This window comes from Rosenbergiella metrosideri (assembly GCF_022602565.1).
Taxonomy (GTDB): domain Bacteria; phylum Pseudomonadota; class Gammaproteobacteria; order Enterobacterales; family Enterobacteriaceae; genus Rosenbergiella; species Rosenbergiella metrosideri.
Window position 1 is genome coordinate 453,805 of record NZ_JALBCV010000001.1, and the last position, 14,922, is coordinate 468,726.

The window sequence follows — 14,922 nt, forward strand, 5'->3', positions numbered from 1 at the left end:
ACCTTCAGTTTCGATTAGGCACTATGTCTTCGCCGCAAAGTATCATCATTCTTTGCCGGTAACCAAATTGCTGGATAAGGTGGTGGACTGAGGTGCAACGGCTTCACGTGGATGCAGCATAAAATACGCCGCGCCGGCAATGCCTACGCCAATAAACCAACTGAAATTGGCGACCGCGTGTAAACTTGGGATAAAGCTTATCACCAAGCCAATGACAACCGCAGGCACTAAGGCGGCAATGGCGCGAAGATTGACACCCCCTTGATACCAATAGCGCCCATTTTTAGAGGCATTGAACAGCTCATCGACCTCAATTTTACCGCGCTTGATCAGGTAGAAATCGCACAACAAAATCCCAAATAAGGGTCCGATAAAGGCACCCAATACATCTAAGCTATAGTGAATCAGTTCTGGCGATTGGAATAAATTCCAAGGCGTCAGTAACACTGAGCCGACCGCGGCAATCATGCCCCCCATACGAAAGCTAATCTTTTGCGGGGCGCAGTTAGAGAAATCGAAGGCAGGCGAAACAAAGTTGGCGACGATATTGATCCCGACAGTTGCGGTCATCATCGTCAACAGCGCCAAGGCCATCACTAAGCCATTGCCTGTGTGGGCCACGGTCTCGATGGGGTCAGTGATCATCTGGCCATATAGACTCTTAGTGCCAGAAACGATAATGACTGTTATCACGGAGAATAATAAAAAGTTAAACGGCAGCCCCCAGCGATTGCCCCGGCGAACCTCTTTCATTGATTTGCTGTAACGCGCGAAATCGCCGAAATTCAGTAACGGGCCAGAGAAATAGGAGACCACCAGCGATACCGCAGTGATCATCTGCCAGGTTTGTTGTGAAGTGCTTAGGGATTTTTCGGAGAGCGTCAGAGAAATCCCCTGCCAACCCGTTTGTGAGATAATCCAAATGGCCAAGGCAAGCATCACGATATAGACCGCAGGTCCGGCAATATCGATAAAGGCCTGAATGGTACGCATGCCCCGCCAGAATACCATGGCCTGTAAGCACCACATTACCGCAAAACAGATCCAACCCAGTGCAGATAAACCGACAAAATGCGGCACAGTGAGCGGCGTAAGGCTTGGCCAAAACTTCAGTAACACTAATAGCAGTGCATTGGAGGCGAGCCAAGTTTGAATACCGTACCAAGCGAAAGCGATCAATCCACGGATTACCGCCGGAATGTTGGCACCGAACACCCCGAAGGCCTGACGACAGACCACGGCGTAAGGCACGCCAGTCAGTTGACTGGGTCGAGCGACTAAATTGGCGGCCACCTGCACAATACAGATTCCAACCAGAAGACAGAGCAGCACCTGCCACCCTGCTAAGCCCAAAGCAAAGAAGCTGGCCGCCACCATATAGCCACCCATGCTATGGATATCCGACATCCAGAACGAAAAAATATTGTACCACGTCCAATGTTGATTACTGACCGGAGCCAGATCGTCATTGGTCAATCTTGGGCTATAACTGGCCGGGTAGGAGTGTGGTGTTGTCGAATCTTGCTGCGCCATAGTGCCATCCTCGTGAACGAAATCGTACTGATAACCTTAGGCTGCAAATAACATACCAATTATTATTTCCTTGAAACAATGATTTCATTGCCACTGACAGCGCCTGCTACCGCTTGATTCCAGCCCTGAGGTTGATATAAATAACCGCTTGGTGTAATTCTAAGAGATTCATAAGTGTGCAGTGACACTCTCATTGCACAGTGACTGTGCAACCCTTTTTCACTGGAGCCTTTATGCGTCGCCATCGTATTCAACTGATCAACCCTAACACCAGTCAGGCCATGACCGAGACTATGGCACACACCGCCCGCGCGATTGCAGGGTCGCGTGTCGAGATCGAGGCGGTATGCCCCAAAGAGGGCGTCCCGTCTATCGAGGGACATTTCGATGAAGCGGTCGCCACATTAGGAATTTTGCAGCACATCAGAGAGGGCGAGGATCGCGGCGTCGATGGCCACATTATCGCTTGCTTTGGTGACCCAGGATTACTGGCGGCACGCGAACTGGCTAAAGGTCCAGTGCTGGGTATTGCCGAGGCCGCCATGCATGTCGCCAGCTTAGTCGCGACCCGTTTTTCGATTGTCACCACCCTGCCGCGTACGGTAATTATTGCTCGCCACCTCTTACACCGTTATGGCTTTCAGGATCACTGTGCGGCCGTGCATGCGATCGATCTACCGGTGCTAAGCCTAGAGGACGGGAGTGGCATGGCACAGCAGAAAGTCCGTGACTTCTGTTTAAACGTCAAACACCAAGATAATGTCGGTGCGATTATTCTTGGTTGTGGAGGGATGGCTGATCTGGCCGCCGAACTCAGTGAGACATTACAGATGCCGGTGATTGATGGCGTCGGCGCAGCGGTCAGCTTAATGGAATCGCTGTTAAATCTCGGCGTCACCACCAGTAAATGGGGGGATCTCGACTTTCCACGCAATAAGGGGATTACCGGCCCCTACGCAAGCTGTTTAACCCGCCCATCCCCCTAAGACTGTTTTTGCGTGGCAGCAACCATCACAGGCGTTGCTGCCGCATAATCGTTACAAGTCACTTCCAGCGGATTACCACTGAGGTCATGAAAATAGACTGACTAGGTTAACTGATGATCGACCACCCTATAGTCGAGGGTAAACTGTGCTAATCGTGCCAGCAGCGCGGGGATCTTCGTCGCCTGAATGGCGAACGCTATGGTATTTTCGGGAGTGACGGCAGACCGCTGAAAAAGCGACAGCACGCCGCGCCACTGCGGATCACATAGGGACCGCCCTCTGCGTACCAGTCAGCAAAGGCCTCATCGTGCTGGAAGCCCAACAATTGCTGGGACCGCTGCGCCGCCGCAGGGAGATCTTCGACATAAACGTGCACGTGGTCTATCGCATCAAGCATCATTTTTCTGCTAAAAAAGAGAGCTTGCCGCAGGATCTATACGCTTGTACGTTACTGCGCACGTCTGGATAAAATGCCCCTCGCTTTCTGTGACGGGCTGATGAATAATCTAGTCCTCATCCCTTTAGGTGGAATCCCTTATGGCAAGCTTTAGTATTTCAACTTTACTCGCCTTTAAACGCTGGGCCGATCAGCAAACCTTAGCCGCTATCGCCACAATCGACGACTCGCTATACGCCGAACAGAAAAAAATAATGATCAGATTGATGAATCATATTTATGTTGTTGATGCGATTTTCAAAGGTAATCTACAAGGTATCGATCACGGTTATCGTGCGCTAAACACCGTCGAGACCCCTACAGTGACCGATCTGGCCCGCGACATGGCAGCATGCAGTGAGTGGTATCTCTCCTATGTCGAGCAGTGGTCTACCCCTACGCAACCCATCACCTTTAACTTTGTTGACGGCGGACAGGGGGCGATGAGCGCCATAGAGATGGTTGAGCATATGTTGCACCATAGTAGCTATCACCGAGGCGCCGTAGGATGGCTGATCGCCCAAGCGGGAGGCATCCCCCCCAAAGATGTACTCACTGTCTTTCTGCGTGACCATGCCTCACTGCCTGAACTGTCGGTCTAAGGGTTCGCCGAAGGCATTGAGTTGGCGTTACGATAAAAAAAATAAATCGCCACAAAAAATTCTATTTTTTTTGATGGCGATCAACCTTTCACTTTTTCACGAAAAGCGTAATATAGCTTTCACGCCCATTTGTGGAAACGCCACCATGTTTTCAACAGTCTAGTTACGCTCCCTAATGCAGCCTTGTCAGTAGGCATCACCCCTTTTTCTAAATTTTATTTTTAGATTATAAAAACAATGCATAACTCACTTTTTTACCGGCTTCGCTTTGCCTGTAAGACCACCTGTGCGCTGCTGTTGGCACTGGCGTTAAGTTTTATTCTGGAACTCGATACCCCTAAATGGTCAATGATGACGGTCGCCATTATCGCCGCCTCTCCTGCCTTTGCCAGTGGTGGCGAACCGATGAGCGGCGTATTGCGCTTTCGCGGCTTCCTACGCTTAATTGGTACTGCAGTCGGCTGTATCGGCGGCGTGCTGATCATGACTTTTTTTAGCCGCGTCCCTCTGTTATTACTGCTCGCCTGCTGTACTTGGGCGGGATTTTTCTCGTGGCTATTTACCGTCGTGAAACAAGAGATCAGTTACGCTTTTGGCTTAGCCGGGTACTCGGTCTTTATCATCTTAGTCACGGCGTGGCAGACCCCACACGACGTGCTGCAAATTGCGCTCTATCGCTTCTTTGAAATTACCTTGGGTCTACTCTGCCTGATATTCTCTGATCTACTGTTCCTGCCCCGTTCGGTAAAACGCACTATCGATCAACGGGTTGCGGAGTTACCCAATAGCTGCTATCAACTTTTGTCCCACTGCTTCACCAATGACGAGACACCGCACTTCGAAGACCTGTTCCGCGCTCACCTGACTCAAGCGAAAGCCCTGCAAGCCATGCGCCAGACCTTGCGCATGGAATCCTCACATTACTCCGTAATGATGCATCGTCGTCTAAAGGGGATTAATGGGATCCTCTTTCACCTTCTGACCTTGACCTACGAGACACAGCAATACTTCCAGCAACGCCCGGATAAACGAAATAGCCATTGGTACTTTTTATTTCAAGACGAGTGCCAGACCCCAGAACAGTTAAATCAAAAATTACATCAATTTACCCAGCTTATTCATCAATTGCCTGCGGCACAAACGCCTTATGCACTCAGTGCTTGGCTTAACGCGATGAAAGAGATGCGGATTTTATTGCGTGGCCTGCATTCGCACCAACCCTTGCACCAGATCGAAAAAGAGATTATCGCGCGTTACACCTTAACCACCGCACGCACCGCGCAACGCAAACATGCCTTTATCAACGCTATGCGAACCTTTGTCACGACCGCTGTCGGCTGTGCACTGTGGTTGGTGATGGACCCTACCGCTATAAGTGGCTTTTTAATTATCGCCAGTATCGTCACCACGCTAGCAATGCGCGCGGAGAGCCCTAAAGCGTTAGGCCTCGATTTTATTTATGGCATGATTTATATCATCCCGGTCAGTATGCTGTTTTACTTGCTGATCCTGCCAGCAACCCAACAGAGTTTTGCCTTGCTCCTGATAGCCTTAGGCATCTTAGTCTTTCTTCTCTCCCTCGCGGTGCAATATAAAATTTTAGGGAGCGGTGCGTCGTTGATGTTTATTTTCAATCTGATCCCGATTACCAACCCTGAGACCTTTAATTTTAGCCATACTTTAGAAAGCGGGCTTGGCCAGATCCTCGGGGCAATTATCTCAATGGTAATTATTGCGATTATCCCCGACTTGCATAAAACTCATCTCGCCAATGCGTTAATCCGCAATATATTGGTAACCGCATTGCAGACGTTAACCACCAACCCACAGCGCCGTAAGAAAAACCGACTCAGCGCACTTTACGATCAACTGCTGTCATTGATTACGTTGGACAGTCGCTCGCTTCATCGTTATCAATTAGCAATTAATCTGATCATTATCTACCGGCGGATTAATGCCATTACTATCTATAACTTTCCGGGCTTAGCCGAATTTCACCAAGAGATTCGCGACTGCGCAACATTGCTCGCCACCAGCAAATTGGCCTTACAACGTGAGCGCGCGTTCGAGCAGTTACAGTCACTATTACAGCGGTATCACGCGCAGATCCTGCCGCTGCCGACTCCGGAAAAGCTGAGCCTAGTGGTTGAAGATTTACAGCGGTTACTTGAACAGCATAGGGCGCCGTTAATCGCCGGGTAGTCGTGACAGGGTTAGCGGCCATTCTGAGAATTCTCCCGCTCGCGATAGACAGGGCTTAGAGTGTAGCATCATTGCCTACACCCTTTAGCCGGTCAGACGCTAGAGTAAAGCAAAAATAGGGAGCCTTGCTATGTCATCCATTACAGCATTATGCAGTCACCAACAGACACTCAGTGGCGCTGGATCGCTTCAGGAATTGCCAGCACTTTTAGCTCACACCCCGGGGGAGGCCCTGCTGTTTGCATCACCTTCTTTTCTGAAAGGGCCCCACTGGTCTGCTCTATCGACCAGCCTCGATTCGCATTGAGTCGAGATTGGGGAGGTCACAGAAGAAGCCTCGCCGCCGCAGCTTGATGCGGGGGCGCCACCTAGCGAGGCCTGCCGTACGGTTATCGCCATCGGTGGCGGGAGCACTCTTGATGCGGGTAAAGCCTTCAGTACCCTCGCCTGCCATCCGTTACCTACCTAGCGTTACCTTGAAAAGGTGGGTGATACCTCCCTTAGCGGTGACCGTTTAGCCTTAATCGCCATCCCCACTGAGTGCTAGATTATGCCATTTTAGATGGGAGGCTGATGAAGGGAACACCTGCTCACATACTGACACAGTGCGGCATCGATACTTTTACGCATCTTTCCGAGGCTTATCTTTCTCGCAGCGCTTCGCCGTTAATTTACGCGCTAAGCTCTATCGGATTAGCGCTGTTTGTTGAGGCTTGGCCGAATTTAGCCTTGGAGGGTGATATGGCTCGGGAGAAAATATTCAATGCATCGTGGCTAGGTAGACTCTGCTTAGCAAGCGCCGGGCTCGGCGTGATCCATGGCATAGCGGATGAGATAGGTGCCTATAAAAGTTGGTATCAGGGTAAGGTCTGCGGCCAATTACTGTTGCCCTTTTTCGATCTGTTTGCCAACAGCGATAATGACCTACAATAGCAGCTATTGTATAGCCTAAACCATCGACTTTTTCCCCCTCGCGCAGCAACAGTCCCCGGTGCGGCACCTAACGTTATGGATAATGGATAACGCCTGTAGTCCGTTTTGGCAGAGCGATTACACCCTATGCGCTGAGGAGGTCACCGCGCTGGCTCAGCGCTCGACCAATAAAAATTCATTAGTGGATTACAGTGCCACCCAACGGGCCACGCTGGACACTCAAGCCTGACAGACCGTTGGGGAGTCTTGTTAATGCTGGCTTCCGCGATGGATCAGTCGACTAATAAGCCGTCTATCGCGGAGGAAGGTCAGCACAAAGCTAGCAATACTGTATAGGGCAAATAGCAGCAGTAACATACAGATATTGGGTAAGGCTTCGCGTAACGATAATCCCATCTGATTCATCCCAGCAATCGCTTTAATGGCCCAGGTTGATGGGAATATACTGGAAATAAACCTGACCGGGCTTGGCATGGCTTGTAGCGGCCAAATGGTACCTGAAATATAAAAAACCGGCGTGGTGATAAACGACAAGGTCAGATAGATCATCTCGACACGACGAATACACTCTGTCAATAATCGCCCCAGTCCCAGTACCGCAAGAAGGAATGGGAACGTCAGCAGTAAAATTACTGGTATAGAAGCCGCCTGTTTATACCCCAGAACCCACGGCCAAAGTGCGAACAGTACGATCGATAAGAACAACCAGATCGGGATCAGCGCCGAGAGTGCACCTAAGACAACAGGAAGCTTAGGCCGCCCTTCTGTACTCATCATCAAACAAACCCTGACGCTCGCAATCAGTAAGGAGTGCTGCAGTAACATCACCAAAAGGCCGGGGAAGATAATCGCGGCGAAACTGATACCTGGGTTAAACAGGGGTAAGGTCAGGCCGGTCATCGGCGTGAGAACAACATTCGCTTCAGCCTGAGTGAATTGATTCTTCATCATCAATTCGACTTCATACTGATTGAGCATCTGTTGATACGCTGCCACGACATTTTGCTGAATTTGACCATTCGGTAAGCGGTTCGTCGCATCACCGAAAACAGGAATCGATACGCTGACCCCGGATAACATCTTCTTTTCGAAATCGACAGGAATTTCAATCACAGCATAGAGTTTTCGGTACCCCATATCCAGCTCTGCTTGACCCAATTGATCGTAGGATTTCACGTTTAATTTGGGACTCGCGTCAAGATTACGAGTTAAAAGATGGCTAGCAGAGCTATGATCAAGATCGACCACACCGACCGGCATTTCCCATACCGTCCCTTTCGCATAGACCATACTGATGAGACAGAGTGACAGCAGCAACATCGCCCACATCGGCTTTTCTAGCATCCCTGCCAGTACTTTTTTGAAGGTAGCCCAGTAAGTGCTCATACCATTGCCTCTTGGTCGCGTAAGCGTTTAGGTAGACGACGGAACACTAACAGCCCAACGATAACAGGGTAGACGGCCAATAGGGCGCAAACGCCAATCACCGGTTCAGCAGGTACTTTTCGAATAAATAGATCAAACATGGCATACAAGGCGTGAGTCAGGGGTTCCATATTGGCAATAACCTGCGCCGGTAACGGCATTGATAGCTCGGGCATACCGAGGCCAGAAAACGCTAAGGCAATGGTCACAAAGATCGCCATTAGGGTATAAGCACTGATTGCCGTACGGGTAAAGGTAAATAACATCAGCCCCAAACTTTGCGCCGCCATAATGTAAAAGAAGGCAACAAAAAACATATAGTAAGGATCCCCTACAAATCGTGCTGAGAAAACCCAGACCAACAGTGCGATCTCTCCCATCAACATCGTGGTATACACCAAGGTATAAGGCGCGAGTTTTCCTAGAAGTGCCCAACCGAAGCGATCAGCATAGATAAGGGATTTACTTCGCGAGAGGACGTAAATCATGCTAGTCACTACAAACAGCTGAATGAGATGAATGGTGGCAGCAAATTGTTGGTAATAGATATAGCTCCCACTGGCATTAAACAGACTGCGATAGACTAAGGAGACCGAAGGCAAGGATGGGACTGTCTTGCCAATTTTGGCCTCGACGATGCTGCGGTACTCACTATTCAGCGCAGTGACTAATCCAGAAAAGTCCTGAGTAGAGTAAAGGCCAGCGCCGTAATAGAGTCCGTTATAGTAGAAGGCGACCTTGGGCTGTTTCGTGGCAAGTAAATGCTTCTCGAAATCTGGCGGAATATAGACTAAGCCATAATCTTGCGCCGTACGCATCTTATGTAAGGCTTCATTCAATCCCCCTTCCCACTCGGTTAGCTTAGCATGAGGGCTAGCATCCAATTTTCGAATCAATTCACGAGAGAGTTCACTATGGTCGTTATCGACCACGGCGACCGGAACATTCATCAGGGTCCCTTCCGAGAAGTTACTGCTCAATAGCCAAAAAAGCAGTAAAGGGAAACACCAGGTTAACCAGTGAATAGCTGGTTTACGTGAACTGGTGCGAATCTCTTTATTGAAGGACCGACGAAAGGCTCTAAAGCCTTTTTTTATCGTTTCCACTGCCATAGCGCGCTCATTCCCTGACGGAGACCATTAACGGGGTGGGTGGGCCATAGGCGCACTTCAAAGGTTTTGAGATCAAAATCACCGGTCGCACGCGTCGCACTCTTGGTCGAAAAATCACCTAAGGGTGCAATGTAATGAACACGGGCTTCGATGACTTGATTATTAAGTGCCGGGACGCGCAAATGAATCACATCGCCCTTGCGTACATGAGCAAGAATATCTTCACGTAAATTGAACACAAAATAAGCTTGAGGTAAGCGTACTAGGGTCACAAGCGGACTGGAGGCACTTAATAAATCCCCTACTTCAGCAGGAATCGGGCCAACCTCGCCATCGACAGGTGCTTTCACATTAAGGTCATCTGTCTGAACTTTTATTTCCGCTAATTCTTGCTCAGCTTGTTGTAACTGCGCACTGTAAACATCGCGTTGCTCCCAGCGATCGCCATGTTTTGCTTCATCTAAATTCGCTTGTGCACTTTGCATAGAATGCAGAGCGGTATCACGAGAATTACGGGCACTATCTAAATCTTGAGCAGAAATATAACCTTTCGCTGCCACACTTTGATTACGACGGTAGGTCGCTTCGGCGGTTTGGTAATCCGCTTTTGCCCCGGCAAGGGTTGCCGTTAACTGACGAATACTTTCTTCCCGCGTACCGTTCTGCGACATCTCTAAGGTAAACTTAGCCTGATCGCGCGCCGCTTCGGCCGCTTTCAACTGGGCGATCAATTCAGGCGCATCCAAACGAATAATAACCTGCCCCGCTTTGACATCGTCACCGCGTTCAATCAGGCGCTCTACGACGCGCCCTTTGGCTTTAGACGCGACGATCACTTCCGGTGCGTCAACTTCACCTTGTAATAATAAATCTTGATTTTGGACTCTAAAAAAAATGGCTAGTGAAACAATCGCTATCATCACTAAAACAGTAAAAATAATTTTTTTACTCATTAACCTACTCCAGAATTAATCAGCCGGACACTGATTTCCCTCTTATGTTGTTATAAGCGTAATGTACTCATTGAGAAAATGCACTGCGCAAGACACGAAATCTTACCTGACGGCGAAGTATAGTCGATGTTGAAAGGGTTAATTTTGATTAAGAAAGGGTTTTACTCTAAGCGTAGGCACTGTTTAAGTGAGGATCTGCGCAAAGTTTTACCCATCACACTAATCAATTAAACCCATTTTATTTTATTGCTCGCCCCTCTTACACTTATTTTATCAACGAGAGGAGCTGACTTATGTTTTCAACACAGCGTTTTACGGCTAAAGAATTGGCTATCGCTTATGCGTCCCAACAACAACGCCCTTATACTCCCGCACAGTTTTTGCATGAGATAGAAAAACTCGAAGTAGAGTTCGCACGCCTTCTCAAGGCGCCGCGCAGCAGTGAACAGGCCTCTACGACGATGGTTTTTGAAGGCTAAGACCGGCAGCCCACTGCCTGAAGTCTGTCAGCTCTTGCGGGTTGATGCCGTGGCCGAGATCCGCATAACGATGAAAGCTCAACGCGTAACCCCGCTGTTGGGCGAGCGCGGCAGCCTGTTCATCCAAGGCCAGCGCGATACGCTGATCATTTTGTCCGTGCCCGACAAACAGTTGCGGTAAATCCCCCCTGTTCTGCTGGCGGGTGGGAGTTCCAACCGACTCTGGCAGCTTTCCACTGAAAATAGCCGCCGCGCCAATCGAATATGGCGCGTTCAAAACGATACTCCAACTCATTACCGCCCCTTGGCTAAAGCCGGCAAGCAGCGTGCGGTTAGGCGGGATGGATAACTGCTGCTGGATCTGCGACACGCGCGTAAGTATCTGTTGACGGGCCGCAGTGATATCTGCCTGCGCGCTCGCACCGTTTCGATACCAAGCAAAACGATGTGCGCCCAGGGTAATGGGGGCTTGCAAGCTCAAGACGGCATAGTCTTGCGCGACATAGTCGGCCAGCGGCAGCAAATCTTGCTCGTTACTACCATAACCGTGTAACAACACCAGCAGCCGCTGAGGCGATTGCCCAGACGGCGGCGCGAGTAATATCCCTTCCAAGGCAGCCTCTGCCGAGAACGTCACCCAGCACAGCAACATGGCCAAACTCGCTAGCCTGAACTTTAGTAAGCAGCGCGTTAACATAGGGCCACCGTCAGAGTGATAAGAAAGGGAGCGGCCAGCGTCAATAGCAAGCCACTGAAGATGGCATAGGGAATATAGTAAGCATCACAATTTTGCTTAATAAAAGGTAGTGCGGAGTCCATTGCTGCGGCACCGCTTAAACCGACCGCGGCAAGAGGCTGACGACGGCCCAAAAAGTAGAGGAAGACGATGCTTAAAAGTTCGCGCAAAAAGTCGGTCATAAAGGCGATAGCCCCCATCTGCGCACCGGCAAGTTGATGGATCATCGGACCTGATAGCGAGAACCAGCCTAAGCCACTGCCCAACATCAGTGATTGCTGCCAGCTAAAGGACGTTAATAGGCTGAATACCCCTGCGGCGAGGATATAGCCAAGGATCGCCGCCACCGGTACGCTGGCACATTGGCGGGTCACCCGACCAAAACGGAAGCCAACTAGATCAACTCCTACACAAAATAGCATGACATAGAGCACACTATTACTCGAGAGCCCCAGACTATTCAGGCTGAAATGGGTGTAATAGCTGATCGTAACACCCACGATAAACGCCACGATTGCCTTAAGGCAGCCACTAAAAGCCGAGAATAGCGAGGGTAATGGGCCGTCATGATGAATGGCGGCGGGTTTGCGTATCAGTAATGCGCCGGTGAATAGTGTGATCAGTCCCGAGAGCAACAACGCGTGCAGGATGATGGCACTGCCCATTTCACCTTGGGTCAGCACTTGCGCAAAATCCATTCCCATACTGAATAACAATAGGAGGACGATAATACCTAAGGATTTGACCACCTTGTGGCGGAGTGTTAACGAACACTTGGACCCCACTAGCCAGCCTAAGGCCAGGGTCGCGAATAAAGTGATTATCGCGGTTAATGCATGTTGCATAGTCAGCTATTTCTTTATCGTTGGCAGGTAATTGGAGGCCAATACCCTACCATTAATTGATACGGTTTGGGCATAAATAACACCCTATAAAAACTGAGGTTTTTATAGGCCCTCAATCACTTTTGCGATAAGATAGCGCCGCACTCTAGATAGGGAATTGGGAATTCAGCATTTTGCATCACTTCGCAAAATTTTACCGTGTAGCCGCAAAGTTAGCGATTTTTTCAATTGCTATGCTGTTTATCGCCCCCATTATCTCGAAGAACCTTCAGGCCGCACCCCCTATCGCTTCTACTATGCCTTCGATGGCCGCTATGACCGCCCCTCACGATCAATGCGCGATGATGTCGCCTTCAACGTCTTCTCAAACACCGGCTTTCGATCGGAAAATGCTCGACGATATGGCCTGTGGCTATTGCCAGTTACTGGCGCACTTCCCCTTTCTGCCGTGGATAATTCTGCTCGCGCTGGTCATTGTTTACTGCCCGCTTCAGACCCTAGCGCTTCCCCCGCTTATCACACGGCCTTTAACGGGCTATTGGTCATCAAGCCAAGCACGCGCACCACCTTCCTTGTAGAACGTTAGGTTACCCATTAAGTTGCCCGATACGCTGTTATCGAGGCCGATTTAGCGTTTTTTTTGCGCTAGGCATTGTCACGCCTGCGCAGTGAGGAAATTATTATGTCTTATCACACCCGATTATCCCCTCTCATGCTTGCGCTACTGGTGGCTCATAGCCAGCAAGCCGTTGCCGCGTCACCGACCGATCGTGGCGAAAATCCCTCGACCTTGATTATTAGCGCACCAGTTGTCTCGCCGTTGGAAGTGATCAGCTCACCGAAAACACCGCGCCAACCCCTACCCGCCAGCGATGGCGCCGACTATCTCAAAACCATCCCTGGTTTTGCCCAGATCCGTAATGGCGGAACCAATGGTGACCCCGTATTTCGTGGCATGTTTGGCTCGCGCTTACGCATGTTGATGAACGACAGTGAGATGTTAGGTGCCTGTGGCAGTCGAATGGATGCCCCCTCCTCCTATCTTTCCCCTGAGAATTTCGATGTGATGACCTTAACTAAAGGCCCGCAGACCGTACTATGGGGACCAGGCAACTCGGCAGGTACGCTTCGCTTTGATCGACTACCGCCCTCTTTTTCTGCTCCCGGTATTAAAGGAGAAGCCAGCTTGGTAATGGGCTCGAACCAACGTCAGGATCAGAATGCCGATATCAGTTTAGGCAACTCGCAAGGCTACCTACGCTTAACCGGTAACCATGCACAGTCTAACGATTACCAAGATGGAGATGGGCATCGCGTGCCGTCGAAATGGAAAAAATGGAATAGCGATATCGCGATTGGCTGGACCCCCGATGACGATACTTTATTAGAGCTTACCGCAGGACAAGGTAATGGTAACGCCCGGTATGCGGGTCGAGGCATGGATGGCTCGCAATTTAAGCGGCAGAGCCTGGGGCTAACGTTTAAAAAGGAAAATATTAGCGAGACCTTTACCGAACTGACGAGCCATCTGTATTACAACAATGCCGACCATGTTATGGATAACTTCTCACTACGCCACCCCATGGCCGGAATGACGATGCCAATGCGGTCAGAAGTTGGCCGTAAAACCCTTGGCGGACGCGTAATGGGGACCTGGCAAGGCGATGCCGCCGAATTGCGCAGTGGTGTCGATATGCAGCTTAACAGCCATCGGCGTAAATTTTCAGGCGCTTGGCGGGAAGATGCCAGCTTTAGTGATTATGGGGTATTCAGCGAGCTAAACACCAGGCTGGCACCCGGTGACCACCTGATAAGTGGTGTCAGGGCAGATATCAGTCAAGCCACCGATAAACGCACACAGCATACTGCCCATCGCCACCGCGTCCTTCCCGCGGGGTTTTTACGGATCGAGCACCAGCCGGAGCGCTCCCCGGTACTGCTTTATGCAGGTCTAGGCTATACCGAACGCTTCCCTGATTACTGGGAGCTCTTCTCACCGACCTACGGCCCTGACCGGCAACATACTGCGTTTCACTCGCTCAGACCGGAAAAAACCACGCAATTGGATGTTGGGGCAAAATACCAAGATAAACGACTCGATGCTTGGCTATCCGCCTATATTGGATGGGTAGATGATTTTATCCTGTTCCGTTATCAGCCAACGCAAAAAAGGATAAGCCAAGCCGATAATGTCGATGCGCTGATTTTTGGCGGGGAAATGGGGGCCAGCTATCAGCTGTCAGACCACTGGAAAGTGGAGAGTAGCCTAAGCTATGCCCAAGCCAATAATCGCCAAGCACACCGACCACTGCCGCAAATTCCGCCACTAGAAACACGGATCGGGGCGATTTGGCACAAAGGGAATTGGCAGACTACCGGATTAGTCCGCTGGGTCGCCGCCCAACACCGTATTGCTCGAAATGAAGGTAATGTGGTGGGGAAAGATTTCGGGCCAAGTGCCAGCTTCCTGATACTTTCCGCCAACAGTCGTTATCAATTCACCGATACGCTCGCGGTGACACTAGGCATTGATAATCTTCTTAATAAGACCTATAGCGAACACCTGAATTTAGCGGGCAACGGGAGTTTTGGCTATTCCACCAATACGCCGATTAATGAACCGGGCCGCAGCTATTGGGCGAAGCTAAGCCTGACATTTTAAGCAACTGTTCAGCGAGGA

General features: G+C 50.2%; 17 protein-coding genes. 10 read left to right on the top strand and 7 right to left on the bottom strand.

Translation table 11 applies throughout. The features are described from left to right. Window positions 1–45: 45 nt before the first annotated feature. Complete coding sequence (locus MKR94_RS02270; RefSeq protein ID WP_241645257.1) at window positions 46–1,533, bottom strand: NCS1 family nucleobase:cation symporter-1; 1,488 nt, start codon at window positions 1,531–1,533, stop codon at window positions 46–48. A 233-nt stretch (window positions 1,534–1,766) separates the two neighbouring features. Here MKR94_RS02270 and MKR94_RS02275 point away from each other — a divergent pair, with 233 nt between their 5' ends. Further along, the gene (locus tag MKR94_RS02275) at window positions 1,767–2,519 is read left to right on the top strand and encodes an aspartate/glutamate racemase family protein (protein ID WP_241645258.1); all 753 of its coding nucleotides are present in this window, start codon (window positions 1,767–1,769) and stop codon (window positions 2,517–2,519) included. Between the two features lie 101 nt (window positions 2,520–2,620). Here the strand turns inward: MKR94_RS02275 and MKR94_RS02280 are convergent, their stop codons facing one another. Next, window positions 2,621–2,764, bottom strand: coding sequence for a hypothetical protein (locus tag MKR94_RS02280; protein WP_241645259.1), 144 nt, complete (start codon window positions 2,762–2,764; stop codon window positions 2,621–2,623). 62 nt (window positions 2,765–2,826) lie between these two features. On the opposite strand from MKR94_RS02280, the gene MKR94_RS02285 reads away from it, so the two are divergent. The 6 genes from MKR94_RS02285 to MKR94_RS02305 all read left to right on the top strand — a co-directional run bounded on the left by MKR94_RS02285 (window position 2,827) and on the right by MKR94_RS02305 (window position 6,921). Next, window positions 2,827–2,988: a hypothetical protein gene (locus MKR94_RS02285; RefSeq protein WP_241645260.1), complete on the top strand. Its 162-nt coding sequence runs from the start codon at window positions 2,827–2,829 to the stop codon at window positions 2,986–2,988. A gap of 68 nt (window positions 2,989–3,056) precedes the next feature. Then, the gene (locus MKR94_RS02290) at window positions 3,057–3,557 is read left to right on the top strand and encodes a DinB family protein (protein WP_241645261.1); all 501 of its coding nucleotides are present in this window, start codon (window positions 3,057–3,059) and stop codon (window positions 3,555–3,557) included. A gap of 237 nt (window positions 3,558–3,794) precedes the next feature. Further along, window positions 3,795–5,759, top strand: a complete 1,965-nt coding sequence (locus MKR94_RS02295; protein ID WP_241645262.1) for an FUSC family protein — start codon at window positions 3,795–3,797, stop codon at window positions 5,757–5,759. A 313-nt stretch (window positions 5,760–6,072) separates the two neighbouring features. Continuing rightward, entirely contained in the window at window positions 6,073–6,228 is a 156-nt protein-coding gene (locus tag MKR94_RS17110; protein WP_422047491.1) for a hypothetical protein, read from the top strand. 104 nt (window positions 6,229–6,332) lie between these two features. Next, window positions 6,333–6,692 carry a dehydroquinate synthase/iron-containing alcohol dehydrogenase family protein gene (locus MKR94_RS02300; protein WP_241645263.1) on the top strand — a complete coding sequence of 120 codons (360 nt, stop codon included), beginning with the start codon at window positions 6,333–6,335 and terminating at the stop codon, window positions 6,690–6,692. Between the two features lie 82 nt (window positions 6,693–6,774). Continuing rightward, entirely contained in the window at window positions 6,775–6,921 is a 147-nt protein-coding gene (locus MKR94_RS02305; RefSeq protein ID WP_241645264.1) for a hypothetical protein, read from the top strand. A gap of 20 nt (window positions 6,922–6,941) precedes the next feature. On the opposite strand, the gene MKR94_RS02310 is transcribed toward MKR94_RS02305, so the two are convergent. The 3 genes from MKR94_RS02310 to MKR94_RS02320 are packed head-to-tail and all read right to left on the bottom strand — an operon-like array spanning window position 6,942 to window position 10,182. After that, window positions 6,942–8,078 carry an ABC transporter permease gene (locus MKR94_RS02310; protein ID WP_241645265.1) on the bottom strand — a complete coding sequence of 379 codons (1,137 nt, stop codon included), beginning with the start codon at window positions 8,076–8,078 and terminating at the stop codon, window positions 6,942–6,944. Then, a complete protein-coding gene (locus tag MKR94_RS02315; protein ID WP_241645266.1) occupies window positions 8,075–9,229 on the bottom strand; it encodes an ABC transporter permease in 1,155 nt (384 codons plus the stop codon). Before MKR94_RS02315 ends, MKR94_RS02310 begins: the two co-directional genes overlap by 4 nt. Next, window positions 9,211–10,182, bottom strand: a complete 972-nt coding sequence (locus tag MKR94_RS02320; RefSeq protein WP_241645267.1) for an HlyD family secretion protein — start codon at window positions 10,180–10,182, stop codon at window positions 9,211–9,213. Before MKR94_RS02320 ends, MKR94_RS02315 begins: the two co-directional genes overlap by 19 nt. 293 nt (window positions 10,183–10,475) lie before the next feature. Here MKR94_RS02320 and MKR94_RS02325 point away from each other — a divergent pair, with 293 nt between their 5' ends. Then, window positions 10,476–10,661 carry a YdiH family protein gene (locus MKR94_RS02325; protein WP_241645268.1) on the top strand — a complete coding sequence of 62 codons (186 nt, stop codon included), beginning with the start codon at window positions 10,476–10,478 and terminating at the stop codon, window positions 10,659–10,661. Here the strand turns inward: MKR94_RS02325 and MKR94_RS02330 are convergent. Together MKR94_RS02330 and MKR94_RS02335 are read right to left on the bottom strand one after the other, a co-directional pair. After that, on the bottom strand, window positions 10,636–11,358 hold the full coding sequence (locus tag MKR94_RS02330) for an alpha/beta hydrolase (protein WP_241645269.1): 723 nt from the start codon (window positions 11,356–11,358) through the stop codon (window positions 10,636–10,638). The two genes, MKR94_RS02325 and MKR94_RS02330, sit on opposite strands and share 26 nt — an antisense overlap. Next, the gene (locus tag MKR94_RS02335; RefSeq protein WP_241645270.1) at window positions 11,352–12,242 is read right to left on the bottom strand and encodes a LysO family transporter; all 891 of its coding nucleotides are present in this window, start codon (window positions 12,240–12,242) and stop codon (window positions 11,352–11,354) included. Before MKR94_RS02335 ends, MKR94_RS02330 begins: the two co-directional genes overlap by 7 nt. 173 nt (window positions 12,243–12,415) lie before the next feature. Here MKR94_RS02335 and MKR94_RS02340 point away from each other — a divergent pair, with 173 nt between their 5' ends. Together MKR94_RS02340 and MKR94_RS02345 are read left to right on the top strand one after the other, a co-directional pair. Further along, a complete protein-coding gene (locus MKR94_RS02340) occupies window positions 12,416–12,820 on the top strand; it encodes a DUF2946 domain-containing protein (RefSeq protein WP_241645271.1) in 405 nt (134 codons plus the stop codon). A 104-nt stretch (window positions 12,821–12,924) separates the two neighbouring features. After that, window positions 12,925–14,904 (top strand): TonB-dependent copper receptor, encoded by a 1,980-nt coding sequence (locus MKR94_RS02345; protein ID WP_241645272.1) that lies wholly within the window; start codon window positions 12,925–12,927, stop codon window positions 14,902–14,904. Window positions 14,905–14,922: the final 18 nt, after the last annotated feature.